The sequence below is a fragment of the Microbacterium schleiferi genome (assembly GCF_038150145.1).
Lineage (GTDB): Bacteria > Actinomycetota > Actinomycetes > Actinomycetales > Microbacteriaceae > Microbacterium > Microbacterium schleiferi_B.
In genome coordinates this window covers 143,558-157,478 of sequence record NZ_JBBWSA010000006.1, presented here as the reverse complement: position 1 = coordinate 157,478, position 13,921 = coordinate 143,558, and the positions used below count along the sequence as shown (strand labels likewise).

The 13,921-nt window shown below is 64.6% G+C and carries 14 protein-coding genes; 2 read left to right on the top strand and 12 right to left on the bottom strand.

Annotated features, from left to right (window positions below; all coding sequences use genetic code 11):
* Nucleotides 1-144: 144 nt before the first annotated feature.
* Genes AADH62_RS08580 through AADH62_RS08570 form a run of 3 tightly spaced genes read right to left on the bottom strand, consistent with a single transcriptional unit; the run spans nt 145 to nt 2,349 of the window.
* Entirely contained in the window at nt 145-933 is a 789-nt protein-coding gene (locus AADH62_RS08580) for a glycerophosphodiester phosphodiesterase family protein (RefSeq protein WP_292732670.1), read from the bottom strand.
* Nucleotides 930-1,859, bottom strand: coding sequence for an SPFH domain-containing protein (locus tag AADH62_RS08575; RefSeq protein WP_292726001.1), 930 nt, complete (start codon nt 1,857-1,859; stop codon nt 930-932). The genes AADH62_RS08580 and AADH62_RS08575 overlap by 4 nt, the downstream gene beginning before the upstream one ends.
* Nucleotides 1,852-2,349, bottom strand: a complete 498-nt coding sequence (locus tag AADH62_RS08570; RefSeq protein ID WP_292726002.1) for an NfeD family protein — start codon at nt 2,347-2,349, stop codon at nt 1,852-1,854. The genes AADH62_RS08575 and AADH62_RS08570 overlap by 8 nt, the downstream gene beginning before the upstream one ends.
* Nucleotides 2,350-2,450: 101 nt before the next feature.
* Between AADH62_RS08570 and AADH62_RS08565 the strand changes: the two genes are divergently transcribed.
* The gene (locus AADH62_RS08565) at nt 2,451-3,251 is read left to right on the top strand and encodes an SDR family oxidoreductase (RefSeq protein WP_375237044.1); all 801 of its coding nucleotides are present in this window, start codon (nt 2,451-2,453) and stop codon (nt 3,249-3,251) included.
* A gap of 71 nt (nt 3,252-3,322) precedes the next feature.
* On the opposite strand, the gene AADH62_RS08560 is transcribed toward AADH62_RS08565, so the two are convergent.
* The 4 genes from AADH62_RS08560 to AADH62_RS08545 form a co-directional block, all read right to left on the bottom strand.
* The gene (locus AADH62_RS08560) at nt 3,323-3,883 is read right to left on the bottom strand and encodes an HdeD family acid-resistance protein (RefSeq protein WP_341579069.1); all 561 of its coding nucleotides are present in this window, start codon (nt 3,881-3,883) and stop codon (nt 3,323-3,325) included.
* A gap of 99 nt (nt 3,884-3,982) precedes the next feature.
* On the bottom strand, nt 3,983-4,903 hold the full coding sequence (locus AADH62_RS08555) for an AEC family transporter (protein WP_341579068.1): 921 nt from the start codon (nt 4,901-4,903) through the stop codon (nt 3,983-3,985).
* A gap of 68 nt (nt 4,904-4,971) precedes the next feature.
* Nucleotides 4,972-5,181 (bottom strand): hypothetical protein, encoded by a 210-nt coding sequence (locus tag AADH62_RS08550; protein ID WP_341579067.1) that lies wholly within the window; start codon nt 5,179-5,181, stop codon nt 4,972-4,974.
* Nucleotides 5,169-5,411, bottom strand: a complete 243-nt coding sequence (locus tag AADH62_RS08545; protein ID WP_341579066.1) for a hypothetical protein — start codon at nt 5,409-5,411, stop codon at nt 5,169-5,171. The genes AADH62_RS08550 and AADH62_RS08545 overlap by 13 nt, the downstream gene beginning before the upstream one ends.
* 297 nt (nt 5,412-5,708) lie before the next feature.
* Here AADH62_RS08545 and AADH62_RS08540 point away from each other — a divergent pair, with 297 nt between their 5' ends.
* Nucleotides 5,709-7,055, top strand: coding sequence for a D-alanyl-D-alanine carboxypeptidase (locus tag AADH62_RS08540; protein WP_341579065.1), 1,347 nt, complete (start codon nt 5,709-5,711; stop codon nt 7,053-7,055).
* 29 nt (nt 7,056-7,084) lie between these two features.
* Here the strand turns inward: AADH62_RS08540 and AADH62_RS08535 are convergent, their stop codons facing one another.
* The 5 genes from AADH62_RS08535 to polA all read right to left on the bottom strand — a co-directional run bounded on the left by AADH62_RS08535 (nt 7,085) and on the right by polA (nt 13,914).
* A complete protein-coding gene (locus AADH62_RS08535; RefSeq protein ID WP_341579064.1) occupies nt 7,085-7,348 on the bottom strand; it encodes a DUF6458 family protein in 264 nt (87 codons plus the stop codon).
* A gap of 322 nt (nt 7,349-7,670) precedes the next feature.
* Nucleotides 7,671-8,426: an SGNH/GDSL hydrolase family protein gene (locus AADH62_RS08530; RefSeq protein ID WP_425355664.1), complete on the bottom strand. Its 756-nt coding sequence runs from the start codon at nt 8,424-8,426 to the stop codon at nt 7,671-7,673.
* A gap of 13 nt (nt 8,427-8,439) precedes the next feature.
* Nucleotides 8,440-9,504, bottom strand: coding sequence for an LLM class flavin-dependent oxidoreductase (locus tag AADH62_RS08525; RefSeq protein WP_341579062.1), 1,065 nt, complete (start codon nt 9,502-9,504; stop codon nt 8,440-8,442).
* Between the two features lie 60 nt (nt 9,505-9,564).
* Nucleotides 9,565-11,238, bottom strand: coding sequence for a DUF885 domain-containing protein (locus tag AADH62_RS08520; protein WP_341579061.1), 1,674 nt, complete (start codon nt 11,236-11,238; stop codon nt 9,565-9,567).
* Nucleotides 11,239-11,265: 27 nt separating this feature from the next.
* Complete coding sequence (gene polA, locus AADH62_RS08515; protein WP_341579060.1) at nt 11,266-13,914, bottom strand: DNA polymerase I; 2,649 nt, start codon at nt 13,912-13,914, stop codon at nt 11,266-11,268.
* Nucleotides 13,915-13,921: the final 7 nt, after the last annotated feature.

Here is a 13,921-nt window from a genome sequence, read left to right as displayed (position 1 = left end):
TCTCGTCGCTGTTCAGGTATAACGCTCTCAGCTGGGCAGATCATCCATGCCGACCCGCAGATGAGAGCATTCTCAGCCGATCTTCAGCGGGGGAGGAATAGGCGCAACGCCGACCTGGGGTGCGGCGCCGTCAGCGCCGCCGAATCAGGGGTGGCCCAGCGCGGGTCCGAGAGTCGTGAGCGCGACGTCTACGCGATCTGTGACGATGCCGTCGACGCCCATGCCGACAAGCCGGCTCATGTCTGCGGGATCGTTCACTGTCCATACGTGGACTTCGACCCCGTGACGGTGAGCGGCTTCAAGCAGCCGTGGCGTCACCACCCGCACCGGTCCCTGACGCTCCGGGACCTGCAGTGCGTCGATGCCCGCGAGCGAGGATGCGACCAGCCGCGGCGACCGCGCGACGAGGCCCCAGAGCAGCCGGGCGATGGTCTCGCGACCCGCCGATGTTGCAGGTGCCACCGCGCCGGTGGGTGCGTGACGAGCTGCGGATGCTACGGCTGCGCGGCGGCGGGTGTCCGCAAAACTCGTCAGGAGCACGCGCTCACCATGACCGGCCACGAGCATGCCGACGGCGTCAGCAGCGCCGGGCGCCTTCACGTCGAGGTTGAACCTCACGGTCGGGAAGTCCTCGAGCGCGGTGCGCAACGTGATCAGTCCGCCGCGATCTGCCATCAAGTCAGTCAACTCTGAAAGCTCGACGTCAACGACACGTCGAGGATCGCCCGTCACCCGACGAAGATCCGCGTCATGGAACAGCACGACCTCGCCGTCCCGGGTGAGATGACAGTCGGACTCGACGTAGGTCGCGCCAGCGCGCTTCGCCGCGGCAACCGATGCGTAGGAGTTCTCCGCAATCGCTTCGTCAACCGTCAGCCCCCGGTGCGCAAGGACGCGCGGGTATGGCGCGTCGACGAAGTACGGGTGGGTCACGCCTGCTCGTCAGGTGCAGACTTTGCGGCCTCCCGCGCCCCGAACGCACCGGACACACCCTTGAGTGCCTCGGTGAACTCGCTCGGAATGATCCAGAGCTTGCTCGACGCGCTGTCGCTGATCTTCGGAAGCGTCTGCAGGTACTGGTAGGCGAGCAGCTTGTCATCCGGATTGCCCTCGTGGATGGCGTTGAACACCGTGGCAATCGCCTCAGCTTCACCCTGCGCACGCAGGATCTGGCCCTGCTTTTCGCCCTCGGCGCGCAGGATCTCGGCCTGACGTGCGCCCTCAGCCTGCAGGATGGCCGACTGCTTCGTGCCCTCTGCGGTGAGGATCGCCGCACGACGGTCTCGCTCGGCGCGCATCTGCTTCTCCATGGAGTCCTGGATGGACACCGGGGGATCGATGGCCTTCAACTCCACCCGCGACACTCGGATTCCCCACTTGCCCGTCGCTTCGTCCAGAACGACCCGCAGCTTCGTGTTGATTTCGTCGCGACTGGTCAGTGCCTCCTCGAGGTTCAAGCCACCGACGACGTTTCGCAACGTCGTCGTCGTGAGCTGCTCGACTGCGCCCAGATAGTTCGCGATCTCGTAAGTGGCCGCACGGGCGTCAGTCACCTGGAAGTAGACGACCGTGTCGATCGAGACGACGAGGTTGTCTTCCGTGATGACCGGCTGCGGGGGGAACGAGACGACCTGCTCGCGCATGTCGATCAACGGCCGAACGCGGTCGATGAACGGGACGAGGAGGTTCAAGCCGGGGGAGAGGGTCTTGTGATAGCGGCCGAGGCGCTCCACGACGCCGGCTGTGGCCTGCGGAATGATCCGGATCGATCGGAAGATCACCACGACCACGAAGATCGCAATGACAAGCAGCAGGACGATGACAAAGATCTGTCCCGCGAACGCGCCGATGTCAATCATGTTCCACGGTCCTTTCTGTCGATGGCCGGGGCTCCGGAGCTACTTCGACGGCGGCGCCTCGCACTGCAATGACGCTGACGGACTGTCCAACGCTCGCCTCGGCATCCGTGACGCCCGCGCTCAGTCGTGCCGTCCACGTCTCGCCGTTGTCGAGCTTCACCTCACCCGCACCCTGCACGAACGCGCGGGTCACGCGCGCCGGCATCCCGACGAGTGCATCGACGTTCGTGAGGACGACGGGCGAACTTCGATGCAGCGCCCGCAGCAGGAGTGGGCGAATCGTGAACAGGAGAAGCGCTGATGCGATCGCGGCGAGGCCGATTTGCAGCCACCACGGGCCGCCCAGCAAATTCGTTCCCAGGCCCCCGATGAGAGTTCCGGCGGCGAGCATGAGGAATGTGAACTCAAGGGTGAGCAGTTCGATGATCACGAACAGGACTGCCAGAGCGAGCCAGAGGATCCACAGATACTGCGTGAGATCGGGCAACATCCGAGTCTCCTTCCTCTTGGACTGACCCTATCAACGCAGGGCGCGCAGCGGACCGGTTGGTAGGGTCGGTACGCGCGCCATTCCGGTGCCGCCCGCGGCCGATGCGCCACCGTGCAACAGGAGCAACAGTGACCGACATTTCCACCCCGATCGCCCCCGGAACCCTGCGCGGCAAGACCGCACTGGTGACCGGCTCGTCGCGCGGAATCGGTGCCGACACCGTCCGCTATCTCGCAGCCGCGGGGGCCAACGTCGTCATCAACTTCCGCAACAAGGCTCCCCGCGCTGAGAAGCTTGCCGCTGAGGTGCGGGAGCTGGGTGTCGACGCTCTCGTCGTGGGAGCGGACCTCACCGATCCAGAGTCGGTCGCGGCAATGTTCGCTGCCGTCGAGGAGGCCTTCGGAGGCCTGGACATCCTCGTCCTGAACGCATCCGGTGGCATGGAATCAGGAATGGCGGAAGATTACGCCCTGCTGCTGAACCGAGACGCTCAGGTCAGCGTGCTTGAGACGGCAGTGCCGCTTCTTCGGGGCGACGCACGGGTGGTCTTCGTGACCAGCCACCAGGCGCACTTCATCCGAACGACCCCGACCATGCCCGAATATGAGCCGGTCGCGCTGTCCAAGCGTGCCGGCGAGGATGCGCTTCGCGAGCGGGTGCCCGCGCTCCTCGAACGCGGCATCGGGTTCGTCGTCGTCTCCGGCGACATGATCGAAGGAACCATCACCGCAACGTTGCTGGAGCGTGCGAACCCCGGAGCTATCGCGTCGCGTCGCGAATCAGCCGGCAAGCTCTACAACGTTTCGGAGTTCGCTGCCGAGGTCGCACAGGCCGCTGTGGACCCGATCCCCGCGGACAACACGCGGCTCGTCGGCGACACGAGCTCTTTTGTGGGGGAGTAGTCCGCACTGCATCCATTCACAGCAGAAGGCCCCGGGAAATCCCCCGGAGCCTTCTTCTGTGATGTGTCTTGTCAGACGCTCTTCTTACCGAACGTGAACGCGCGCACGATCTGGATGATGCCGAGCACGACGAGAGAGATCCCGAGCAGCCACCAGAGCACGACCGCGCCCCACAGCGGCGAGAACAGCAGCACGACACCGGCGACGATGCTGATGATCGCGAAGAAGATCGTCCAGCCCTTGGATGCTGCGTCACCCAGCGTGGTCAGGGAGACGACACCTTCGATGATCCACATGATGCCGACCAGGATGCCGAGGAAGACGGCGAACCAGCCGGTGGTGGCTGCGAGGTTGAAGAAGGCGAAGATACCAGCGGCGATGAACACGACGCCGAGGATGATGTGGCCAACGCGAGACCATCCACCCATCGACTTCGAGAAAATGCCGAGGCCGCCGTAGACCAGTCCGCCGACGATGGCGTAGATGGCGATGATCGCGGTCACGACCATGGCCGTGCGGCCTGGCCAGACGAGGATCAGGATTCCGACGATGAGCGAGAGGACACCGGCGATGCCGAGCGCCGTGCGGACGCCGTTGATGGCCTCCTTGGCGACGGAGCTTTCGGTTGACATGGCGTTCCCTTTCTGGGAGTTAGCTGAGAGCTTGCGTTCTCAGCGTAGCGTTCTTCCGGCCGGACTTCGGGGGAGTGGGAGGGGCATGTCGGCCCGAGATCACCCGAAAAGGACGAGCGCGCCGATCAGCACCGGGATGCACCCGATTGTTGTGAGGAAGACAGTGTCACGCGCGACGGTTTCCGCGACGCCGAAGCGCTGAGCGAAGTTGAAGACATTCTGTGCGGTCGGGAGGCTTGCCAGGACGACCACGGTGAGCGTTTCGGGCGCCGGCAATCTGAACACGATGCTCGCAAGCACCCAGGCCAGCACCGGCATCAGTATCAGCTTGAACGCGGTAGCCAGGATCACCTCGCGGCGGTGACCGCCGGCGGCGAGAACCCGCTGGCCATGGAGAGACATCCCGTAGCTCAGAAGGAGCACCGGGACGCATGCTGCGGCGAGGAAGTGTAAAGGCTCCGTGACGAGTGACGGGAGCTGAAGCCCCGTCGCCGCCACGATCGTTCCGGCCACCGATCCGATCACGACCGGGTTCGTCACAGTGCGTAGCGCGATCTTTCCGAAGTTCCGAGTCTGCGCGGTGACGCTTTCGAGGATCGCCATCGAGATCGGTACGAGGACAAGCAGTTGGAACAAGATGACGGGTGCCGGGAACGCGGCCGATCCCAGGAGATAGAGCGACAGGGGGATCCCGATGTTGTTGGAGTTCACCTGACCGGCCGCGAGCGCGCCGATGAGCGTGTCTCCCACGGGCCGTCGCCACAACAGGCGGGAGATCGTTGCGTAGAGGCCGATGACGGTGATCGCCGTGATCGCCGAGACCGGGAGAAGTGCCGAAAACAGGGTTGCGATATCGGCTTCGGAGAGGACCACAAACAGCAGCACGGGGGAGAGGACGAAAAACACCAGTCGTCCCAGAACCGGGCCGGCTTGCGGGCCGAGGAGGTTGATCCGGCCGATCACGTATCCGACGGCGATCGCGAGGCCGATAACCGCGAACCCGGTGGCGGCGTTCAGCACGAAAGGTCCGGAGCTCGCATCGTTCCACGCTACCGCCGCCGTTCGCGAGCACCAGTCACGCGGCCGCGTCAGGACTGACCGGAACGAAAGATCTGGACACTTGAGGCGCGGCCGCGCTCGCTGAGGACGAGTGCGAGAACACCGAGTCCGATCGTGCCGGCAAGGTTCGATAGTGCGCCGAGGAGTGTCGCGACGTCGGCCAGCGCCTGCTGCGGGAGTGCGAGGGTCGCGAACATGGCCTGGGTGATGACGCCCACAAGGACGCTCAGACCGAGCACCCGAGGATCAGGATCGCGACGAGGCCCAACGGCCTGCGCGCTACGACGCTTTCGTATCGCGTGCGTCCCACTGCGAACACTGTCACGCCAACGCTCCACGTGAGTTCGGCGATCACAGCAAGCGCGGGAGTCAGTGAGGAACCCAGCGCGATCTCGCGCATCATGACAAGCACTCCGGAGAGGATGAGTGCGCTGCCACCGATTGTCCACGTCAGGTTTCGTCGCCGCATCCGTCGAGCCTAACCAGACGGCGTTCACGACGACGGACGGCCCCGTACAGTCGATCCCGAGAGCAGTATCCGATAATGCACATTATGTCAGGGCACTCTGAGAGGGCGATGCTGCGCTCGGCTGGGCCCGCTCTCCCGACTTCCTACCAGCGCTCGTGATCGTAGGGCTGTGCCGGGTTAGCCTCGTTCTATCGGGTGTGATGCATGACGCGGAGGGGCGTGTCGGATGCGGGGTTGTTTCATTTCGGTGAGCTGTGCGTGGCTCCAGCGCTCTGGGGGGCTGAGCGGGTCGATGTCATGAGCGCTACTCCCCCGGACAGCGACGACCAGGTGACGATCACCGACCTGATGACGCCGGACCCGGACGACGATGCGTTCGTGGTCACGTCAGGTGCGTCGCGGGGGCTGAAGATCGCTGGCCTGGTGATCGGGATCGTCATGGTTCTTTCGCTCGTGGCGACGGGTGGTTACGTCGCTTGGGCGCTGAACACTCCCCTGCCCGCCGCGACGCTGGAGTGGCAGACGCCGACCGTCGAGACCCCCCTTGCGGCACAGATTTCACTTCCGTCCTTCGGTTCTTCTGCGCTGAGCGTGTCAGGTGCAGATATTTACCTCGGCGAGGGCGCGAGCGGAATCTGGCAGACGTCCGGTCCGCAGGATCCCCAGGTCATGGCGAGCCTCAGCAAGATCATCACGGCACTCGTGGTGCTCGAGAAGTACCCGCTGGCCGACGCATCGGATCCCGGCCCGACGATCACGTTCTCGAAAGCCGACCACGACCTCTACGACCAGTACTACGTGCGTGGCGCCACGATCGCGGCGATGCCGACGGGGACGAGGATGTCGCTGCACGACGCCCTTGCCACGATGTTGATCCCCTCGGCGAGCAACTACGCCGAGGCGATCAGCCGCTGGGCGTTCGGCTCGATATCAGGCTTCCGCGCGGCGGCCCGCGACTGGCTGCAGGCGCAGGGACTGACCGGCACGACGGTGGTCGAGCCTACCGGCCTGGACTCCGAGAACGTCAGTACCCCGACCGATCTGGTCGCTATCGCAAAGCTTGCCGCAGTGAATCCGACGATCGCGTCGATCGTCGGAACATCCTCGCTCACGATCGCTGGCCCCGGGTCGCTGCAGAACACCAACGCCTTGCTGGGCGTGGACGGAATCACGGGGATGAAGACCGGCAACCTCGGGTTCGCGACCTACGCGTTCCTGTTCACGGCTCGACTCGACGTCGACATCCTTCACTTGGAGGTCACAGGCGCCATCCAGGGCGGTGCGACTCGGGAGTCGGTGAATGCTGATGTGCTTCGCATGCTCGACAGTATTCGCCGCGGGTTCCACGACGTCCCCGTCGCGCTGGCGGGTGACCACGTCGGCACCGTCACGACACCGTGGGGTGGAACCACCGAGGTCGTGATCTCCCGCGACGTCGAGATCTTCACCTGGTCGGACACGCCGATCGTGGTCGAGGTCGCAATGGGCGACCCGACCGAGTTCGCGGCCGGCGACGTCGTGGGAGAGATCACCTGGACGGCCGGTCCGCACCAAGAGAGCGCCGACCTCATCGTGACCGAGTCAATCGATCCGCCGACCGACTGGTGGCGACTGACACACCCTGCGGAGCTCGTGGCGGGCTGAACTGGTCAGTACCGCGTAGCTCGCCGTGGTCAGAGGCCAGCGCCGTCGTCGGTCGTGCTCGTGCTGCGGCGGTCCACGCGCTCCTGGGTTGCGGGGTCGATGCTCGAGCGAGTGACGGTCTCGGTCTGTCGCCGCCGGGCCAGTAGGACGATCCCGAACAGGAAAACGAGCACACCCGCGCCCATCAGGATGTATCCGACGAGGTCAAGGTTGATCCACTCGACCTCCACGTTCACGGCGAAAGCCAAGATCGCGCCGATCACGAACAGAACGATGCCGGTGCCAATACTCATGGAGTGTCCCTTTCGTCACTGCAGCAGAGCTGCACGAAACACCCTGAAGTACCTCCGTCGCTACATGAAGCGCCTTGACACTAGATTCCGGATGTGGCATATGGCCTCATCCGAGCGGAGTCACATAAACCAGCCGCTGTTACTAACGTTTCTCTCTTGGAATTGATGCTGAGCGGCAGCCCGCGCTCGATCAACCGCCTCTTGCGCTTCCCGGCCTTCTTTCGCCTGGGAGAACGAGACGGGCTTACGAACAAAGAGGCGAGTAACCCGGTTCCAGAACGTCATCATCGCCACCCCCCCTTGTGCCCCACGATAGACCAGCTCACGCTCGATCGGGCTCGATCGTCACCCAATCCCCGAATTTCGGCATCCGGCCATCACCGGACGACCTGCCCGTCAGTCGTCGACGAACCCACGGGCCGACGTGCTCTCGGTAGTAGGCCAATCCACGCACCGCGTCGGAGGTGGACTGCTCCGGCATCGACCACCACTCCCCTGGTGCGGGGTGGCCCAGGGCGCCGAGGAGTCGCGCAGCGACCCGGTGATGCCCGCGGGAGTTCATGTGCAGCCTGTCTGCAGACCAGAACGACGGATGCGACAGCTCGCGATCCGGCCAGTTGAGGGCTCGAACGACATCGGGACGTTCGGCGATTCGCCCTACAACTGCTCTCGAGAGGTCGTCGCCGCGGCGTTGGATGAGCGAACGGAACGGCAGCTGTGACGAAGGGTTGGCCCCCGAGAGCAAGATCAGGCGGACACCCTCCTCATCGCATCGGCGGAGGACGGTGCTGAACGCGTCCGCGATGCTCTCAATCGTCGTGCGGGGCCGCAGCATGTCGTTGCCTCCCCCGTTGAACGAGAGGTGCGTCGGCCGAAGAGCCAGCGCCGGCTCCAGCTGCTCTTCGACGATGGGCCACGCAAGCTTGCCGCGGATGGCGAAGTTTGCGTACGAGATCGGAGCGCCGAGCGCGTTAGCCCATCCCAGAGCGGTGAGGTCTGCCCACCCCCGCACAGTCCCATCGGCTAGTTCGTCGCCGACACCTTCGGAAAAGGAATCACCAATGGCGACGTAGCGAATCTCGTGCACTCCCCTAGCCTACGGGCGCCGCTCCCGGCTGCTGGTCTGCGCCCTCGGCGATCATCTCGCGTGCCATCGGGATCACCTTCGTGCCGTAGAGCTCAATGGAGCGCATTAGCTGCTCGTGTCCGAGCGTGCCGTTCGAGTACTTCAGATCAAACCGGTCGATCCCGAGCGTTAGCACGGTGTCGGCGATCTTGCGCGCAACCCGATCGGGTGAGCCCGAATAGACCGCTCCCCCGGCTCCGACGTCATGCTGGAACCGCATGCGACTGTAAGGAGGCCACCCGCGCTCGGCGCCAATGCGGTTGTTCATCGCTTCAAACGCAGGGTACGCCTGCTCCCACGCCTGCTCATCGGTATCGGCAATGTGGCCCGGTGAGTGGACCCCCACCGGCTTGCGATCGTGTCCAAAGGAGGCAAGCGAACGATGGAAGAGCTCGACATACGGTGCGAAGCGCTCGGCGGGCCCACCGATGATCGCGAGCATGAGGCCGAAGCCGTACCGCGCTGTCCGGACGACAGAGTCCGGTGACCCTCCGACGCCCACCCAGGTCGTGAGGCCGGATCCCTCAGTCTTCGGGTACACGTCAGCATTGGTGAGCGCGGCGCGGGTGGTTCCGGACCAAGTAACCGGGCGCTCCTGGCGCAAGAGAGAAAACAGTTCGAGCTTCTCCTCGAAGAGGGGCTCATAATCCTTCAGGTCGTATCCGAACAGGGGGAAGGACTCGATGAAGGACCCGCGGCCCAGTACCACCTCGGCACGGCCGTTCGAGACGGCATCCAGGGTCGCGAACCGCTCATAGACCCGCACCGGATCGTCTGACGAAAGAACGGTGACGGCGGTGCCGAGGTGGATGTCGCGCGTTCGACCGGCGATAGCCGCGAGCACGATCTCGGGGCTCGACACCGCGAAGTCGGGCCGGTGGTGCTCCCCCACCCCGATGAACGAGATGCCGAGCTCGTCGGCGAGCACAGCCTGGTCGACAAGATTGCGGAGCGTCTGTGCGTCCGAGAGGGGTGCTCCGCTCTCATCGACGGTGACATCACCGAACGTATCGAGACCGAACTGAATCATGACGGCATCCTTTCCATGCACCTGCATAGAACCATACGATCCCGGTCCCTATTCCGATCCTCAGGTCAGCAATGCGGCGCGCAGCGTGTCGAGCCCGACCCCGCCGACATCGAGCGCGCGCTTGTGAAACGCCTTGATATCGAACGCATCGCCCTGCTGCTCGGCAACCGTGTCGCGCAGTTGCTCCCAGATACGCTGGCCGACCTTGTAGGAGGGTGCTTGGCCCGGCCAGCCCAGGTAGCGGTTGACCTCGAACTGAATGAACTCATCCGACATGTTGACGTTGCGGCGCATGAACGCCAGGGCGTAGTCGTGGTCCCACACGCCGTCGCCATCCAGGCGGGGCTTGCCGAGGTGCACACCGATGTCCAACACAACACGCGCAGCCCGCATCCGCTGCCCATCGAGCATGCCGAGTCGGTCGGCGGGGTCATCCAGGTAGCCGAGCTGCTGCATGAGGCGCTCCGCGTACAGCGCCCAGCCCTCGGCGTGGCCCGAAGTACCGGCGAGCAGGCGCCGCCACGAGTTGAGTTGTGCGCGGTTGTAGACGGCCTGAGCGATCTGCAGGTGGTGCCCGGGAACGCCCTCGTGATACACGGTGGTCAGTTCCCGCCACGTGTCGAAGTCTTCGACGCCCTCCGGAACCGACCACCACATGCGCCCGGGGCGCGAGAAGTCATCGGTCGGGCCTGTGTAGTAGATCCCGCCCTCCTTGGTTGGCGCGATCATGCACTCGAGCGTTCGAATCGGTTCGGGGATGTCGAAGTGCGTCTTTCCGAGTTCTGCCACGGCATGATCGCTCGTCCGCTGCATCCACGCCTGCAGAGCCTCCGTACCGTGAAGCTTTCGCGAGGCATCCTTCTCGAGGAAGGCAACAGCCTCTTCGACGCTCGCGCCGGAAAGGATTTCGTCGGCGATCTCTTCCTGCTCGGCGACCATGCGCGCGAGCTCTTCGATGCCCCACTCGTAGGTTTCGTCGAGGTCGATGGTCGCACCAAGGAAGCGTCGGGAATGCAGCGCGTACAGGTCCCGGCCGACTCCGTCCTGCTCGGAAGCGGCAGGGCCGACCTCGGCCGAAAGAACATCGGCGAGTTCTTCGTACGCCACGCGAGCTGCACCGGCTGCGTCGGAGAGCTCTCGGGCGAGGGATGCCGGGAGCTGCCCGTCGGCGGGTGCTGCCTCGGCGGCGAACTCCGCGAAGAAGCCGCGGTCGCTCGTGTATCGACCGATCTGCGTCACGACCTCGCGCACCTGACGTTGCGCGGGGACGACTCCCGCCGAGACTCCGGCGCGGAGGGATTCGATGTAGCCGCGGACCGCCTCGGGGACCGCTCCCAGTCGCGTCGCAATGACCGACCAATCGTCGGCTGTGTCGGTGGGCATGAGGTCGAAAACAGCGCGGATGTCCTGCGGTGGCGACGCGATGACGTTCAGGTCGCGCAGGTGCCAGCGGGCGTCGTGCAGTTCGAGATCGAGTTCCAGCTCACGGGTGAGGTCGGCCTTCGTAACACGATCGATGTCATCGACGGGCTCGGCGGCGCGCAGCGCAGCGAGCGTGTTGCGGGCCTCGTCGGCAAGTGCCTCAGCGCCGGCCGGAGAATAGTCGCCGTAGCGTGCATTGTGCTCAGAGCGACCGATGTAGGTGGCGAGGGTGGGAACACGCTCCGCGAGCGTGTCGACCCACGCATCTGCGATCGCGTCGATGGGCGTGGCAGATCGAGGAGCTTCAGTCATGCGTTCGAGCCTAACCAGAACACGCGGTCAGTGCCCGGCGAGATTCCAATCGCCGCCGCGCCCTACTTCGACATCCAGCGGTACCGAGAGCGTCGCAGCGTCAGCCATTCTTTGACGGACGACCTCATCGACCCGGTCCCACTCCCCCGGTGCGACTTCCACAACGAGTTCATCGTGGATCTGCAGCAGGACTCGCGAACGCAGGTCGCTGTCGCGGAGGTCTTGGTGGATGCGGAACAGCGCGATCTTCATGATGTCGGCAGCGCTGCCCTGGATGGGAGCATTGAGCGCCGCGCGCTCGGCGTTCTCGCGCAGAACACGGTTCGGGCTGGTGAGGTCGGGGAACGGGCGACGGCGACCGAAGATCGTCTCGGTGTACCCGTCTATGCGAGCCTTCTCTACGGATGCGCGCAGGTAGTCGCGCACCGCGCCGAAACGCGCGAAGTATTCCATCATCAGCTGTTTGGCTTCTGCCTGCTCGATACGCAGCTGCTTCGACAGCCCGAAAGCTGAGAGGCCGTAGACGAGGCCATACGACATTGCCTTGACCTTCGTGCGCATCTGCGGGGTGACATCGGCGGGATCCACACCGAACACGCGCGCTCCGACGAAGCGGTGCAGGTCCTCACCCGAGTTGAATGCCTCGATGAGCCCAGGATCCTCCGACAGGTGCGCCATGATGCGCATTTCGATCTGCGAGTAGTCAGCGGTCAGGAGGGTTTCGTAACCGGTGCCGACAACGAACGCTGAACGGATGCGTCGGCTGTCTTCGGTCCGGATCGGGATGTTCTGCAGATTGGGGTCGGTGCTCGAGAGGCGCCCCGTCTGGCTTCCCGTCTGCACGTAGGTGGTGTGAATGCGGCCGTCCGCGCCGATGGCGGCGTCCAGCGACTCGATGATCTGCCTGAGCTTGGTAGCCTCGCGATGCTGGAGGAGCAGACCGAGGAACGGATGCGGATTGGTCTCTTGGAGATCGGCCAGAACCGCGGCATCCGTCGAATACCCGGTCTTGGTCTTGCGTGTCTTGGGAAGCCCGAGCTCTTCGAACAGCACTTCCTGCAGCTGTTTCGGAGAGCCAAGGTTGACCTCACGGCCGATCGTGTCGAACGCTTCGGCAGCGATCGCATCGGCGCGGGCACCGAGTTCTGCCGAGAAGCCTGCAAGTGTGTCGTGCGAGACTGCCACCCCGTCGAGCTCCATGTCGACGAGCGCGTCGAGTGTCGGAAGCTCGATCTCGCGGAGCACCCCGGCGAGGTCGTCAGGAAGCTCAGCCCGAAGCGCATTTGCGACCCGCTGGGTGAACCATGACAGCTGCCCGGGAGTGGCGCCCTCGGCTTCGGGAATCAGCTGCGTGGGATCGGCCTCGGGAAGCTTCTCTCCCAGGTAGCGGTCGACGAGATCGCCGAGTGTCTTGTCGGGAAAGCTCGGGCGAAGGAGCCACCCGGCCAAAGCCGTGTCAAACGCGACTCCCGCGACGCTGACGCCCGCGCGTCGCAACATCTTGATCTGCGGCTTGGCGTCAGCGAACACCTTCGGGCTATTGGACGCGAACCAGCCCGAGAGGCGCGCTTCGGACTCCGCCGTCCAGCTCGTCTCGACGACATCGTCGCCTCGCGCGAATCCGAGGCGGGCGGGCAGGGATGCCGAGCCCGCGGTGCCCGCATCGGGAACGACGGTGACCGCGACCTCGTCGGTGCCGCTTGCCAGCCAGACGGCCGCAGCGTCGGCGTCCACCTCTGTCGCAACGGGGAGTTGCACCGCTGGTGCCGAGTCCGCGGGCTCGTCACCACCCAGAGCTTCGAACACGCGCGGCAGGAGGGTGCGAAACTCCAGCCGCGCGAAGATGTCGCGAACGCCCTGGGCATCCATACCGGTGACAGCCAGCTCGTCGGGGCCGACGGGGAGCTCGACGTCGCGCAACAAACGATTCAATGCACGGTTGCGTCTGACATCGTCGAGGTGCTCACGCAGGTTGTTTCCCACCACTCCCGTGACACGGTCGGCGTTCTCGAGAAGCTCGTCGAGGGTGCCGAACTGGGTGAGCCACTTCACCGCGGTCTTCTCCCCCACCTTGGGGACACCCGGGAGGTTGTCGCTGGTCTCACCGACGAGAGCTGCGATGTCGGGGTACTGCTCGGGAGAAACGCCGTAACGCTCCCGCACGGCTTCCGGGTCGTACCGCTTGAGCTGCGACACTCCCTGCACGCTCGGGTAGAGCAGTGTGATGCGCTCATCTACGAGCTGGATCGTGTCGCGGTCACCGGAGCAGACGAGCACGGCATAGCCCGCATCCGCGCCGCGGGTTGCCAGGGTGGCGAGGATGTCGTCGGCTTCGATGTCTTCTTGCTGAAGCACCGTGATGTTCATGGCCCGGAGGCAGTCCTGCAGAAGGGGGATCTGTCCCTGGAACTCCTTCGGCGTCTCGGCTCGATTCGCCTTGTACTCCGCGTACTCGCGGGTACGAAACGACTGGCGCGAGGTGTCGAAGGCTACAGCGACGTGCGTAGGCTTTTCGGCCTTGATCAGGTTCACGAACATCGACAGGAAACCGTAGATCCCGTTCGTGTGCTGCCCGTCTTTGGTGGTGAAGTTCTCGACGGGAAGGGCGAAGAAAGCCCGAAAGGCCAGCGAATGGCCGTCGACGACCAGGAGGGTAGGCTTCGAGGAGTCCGTCACTCTGTCA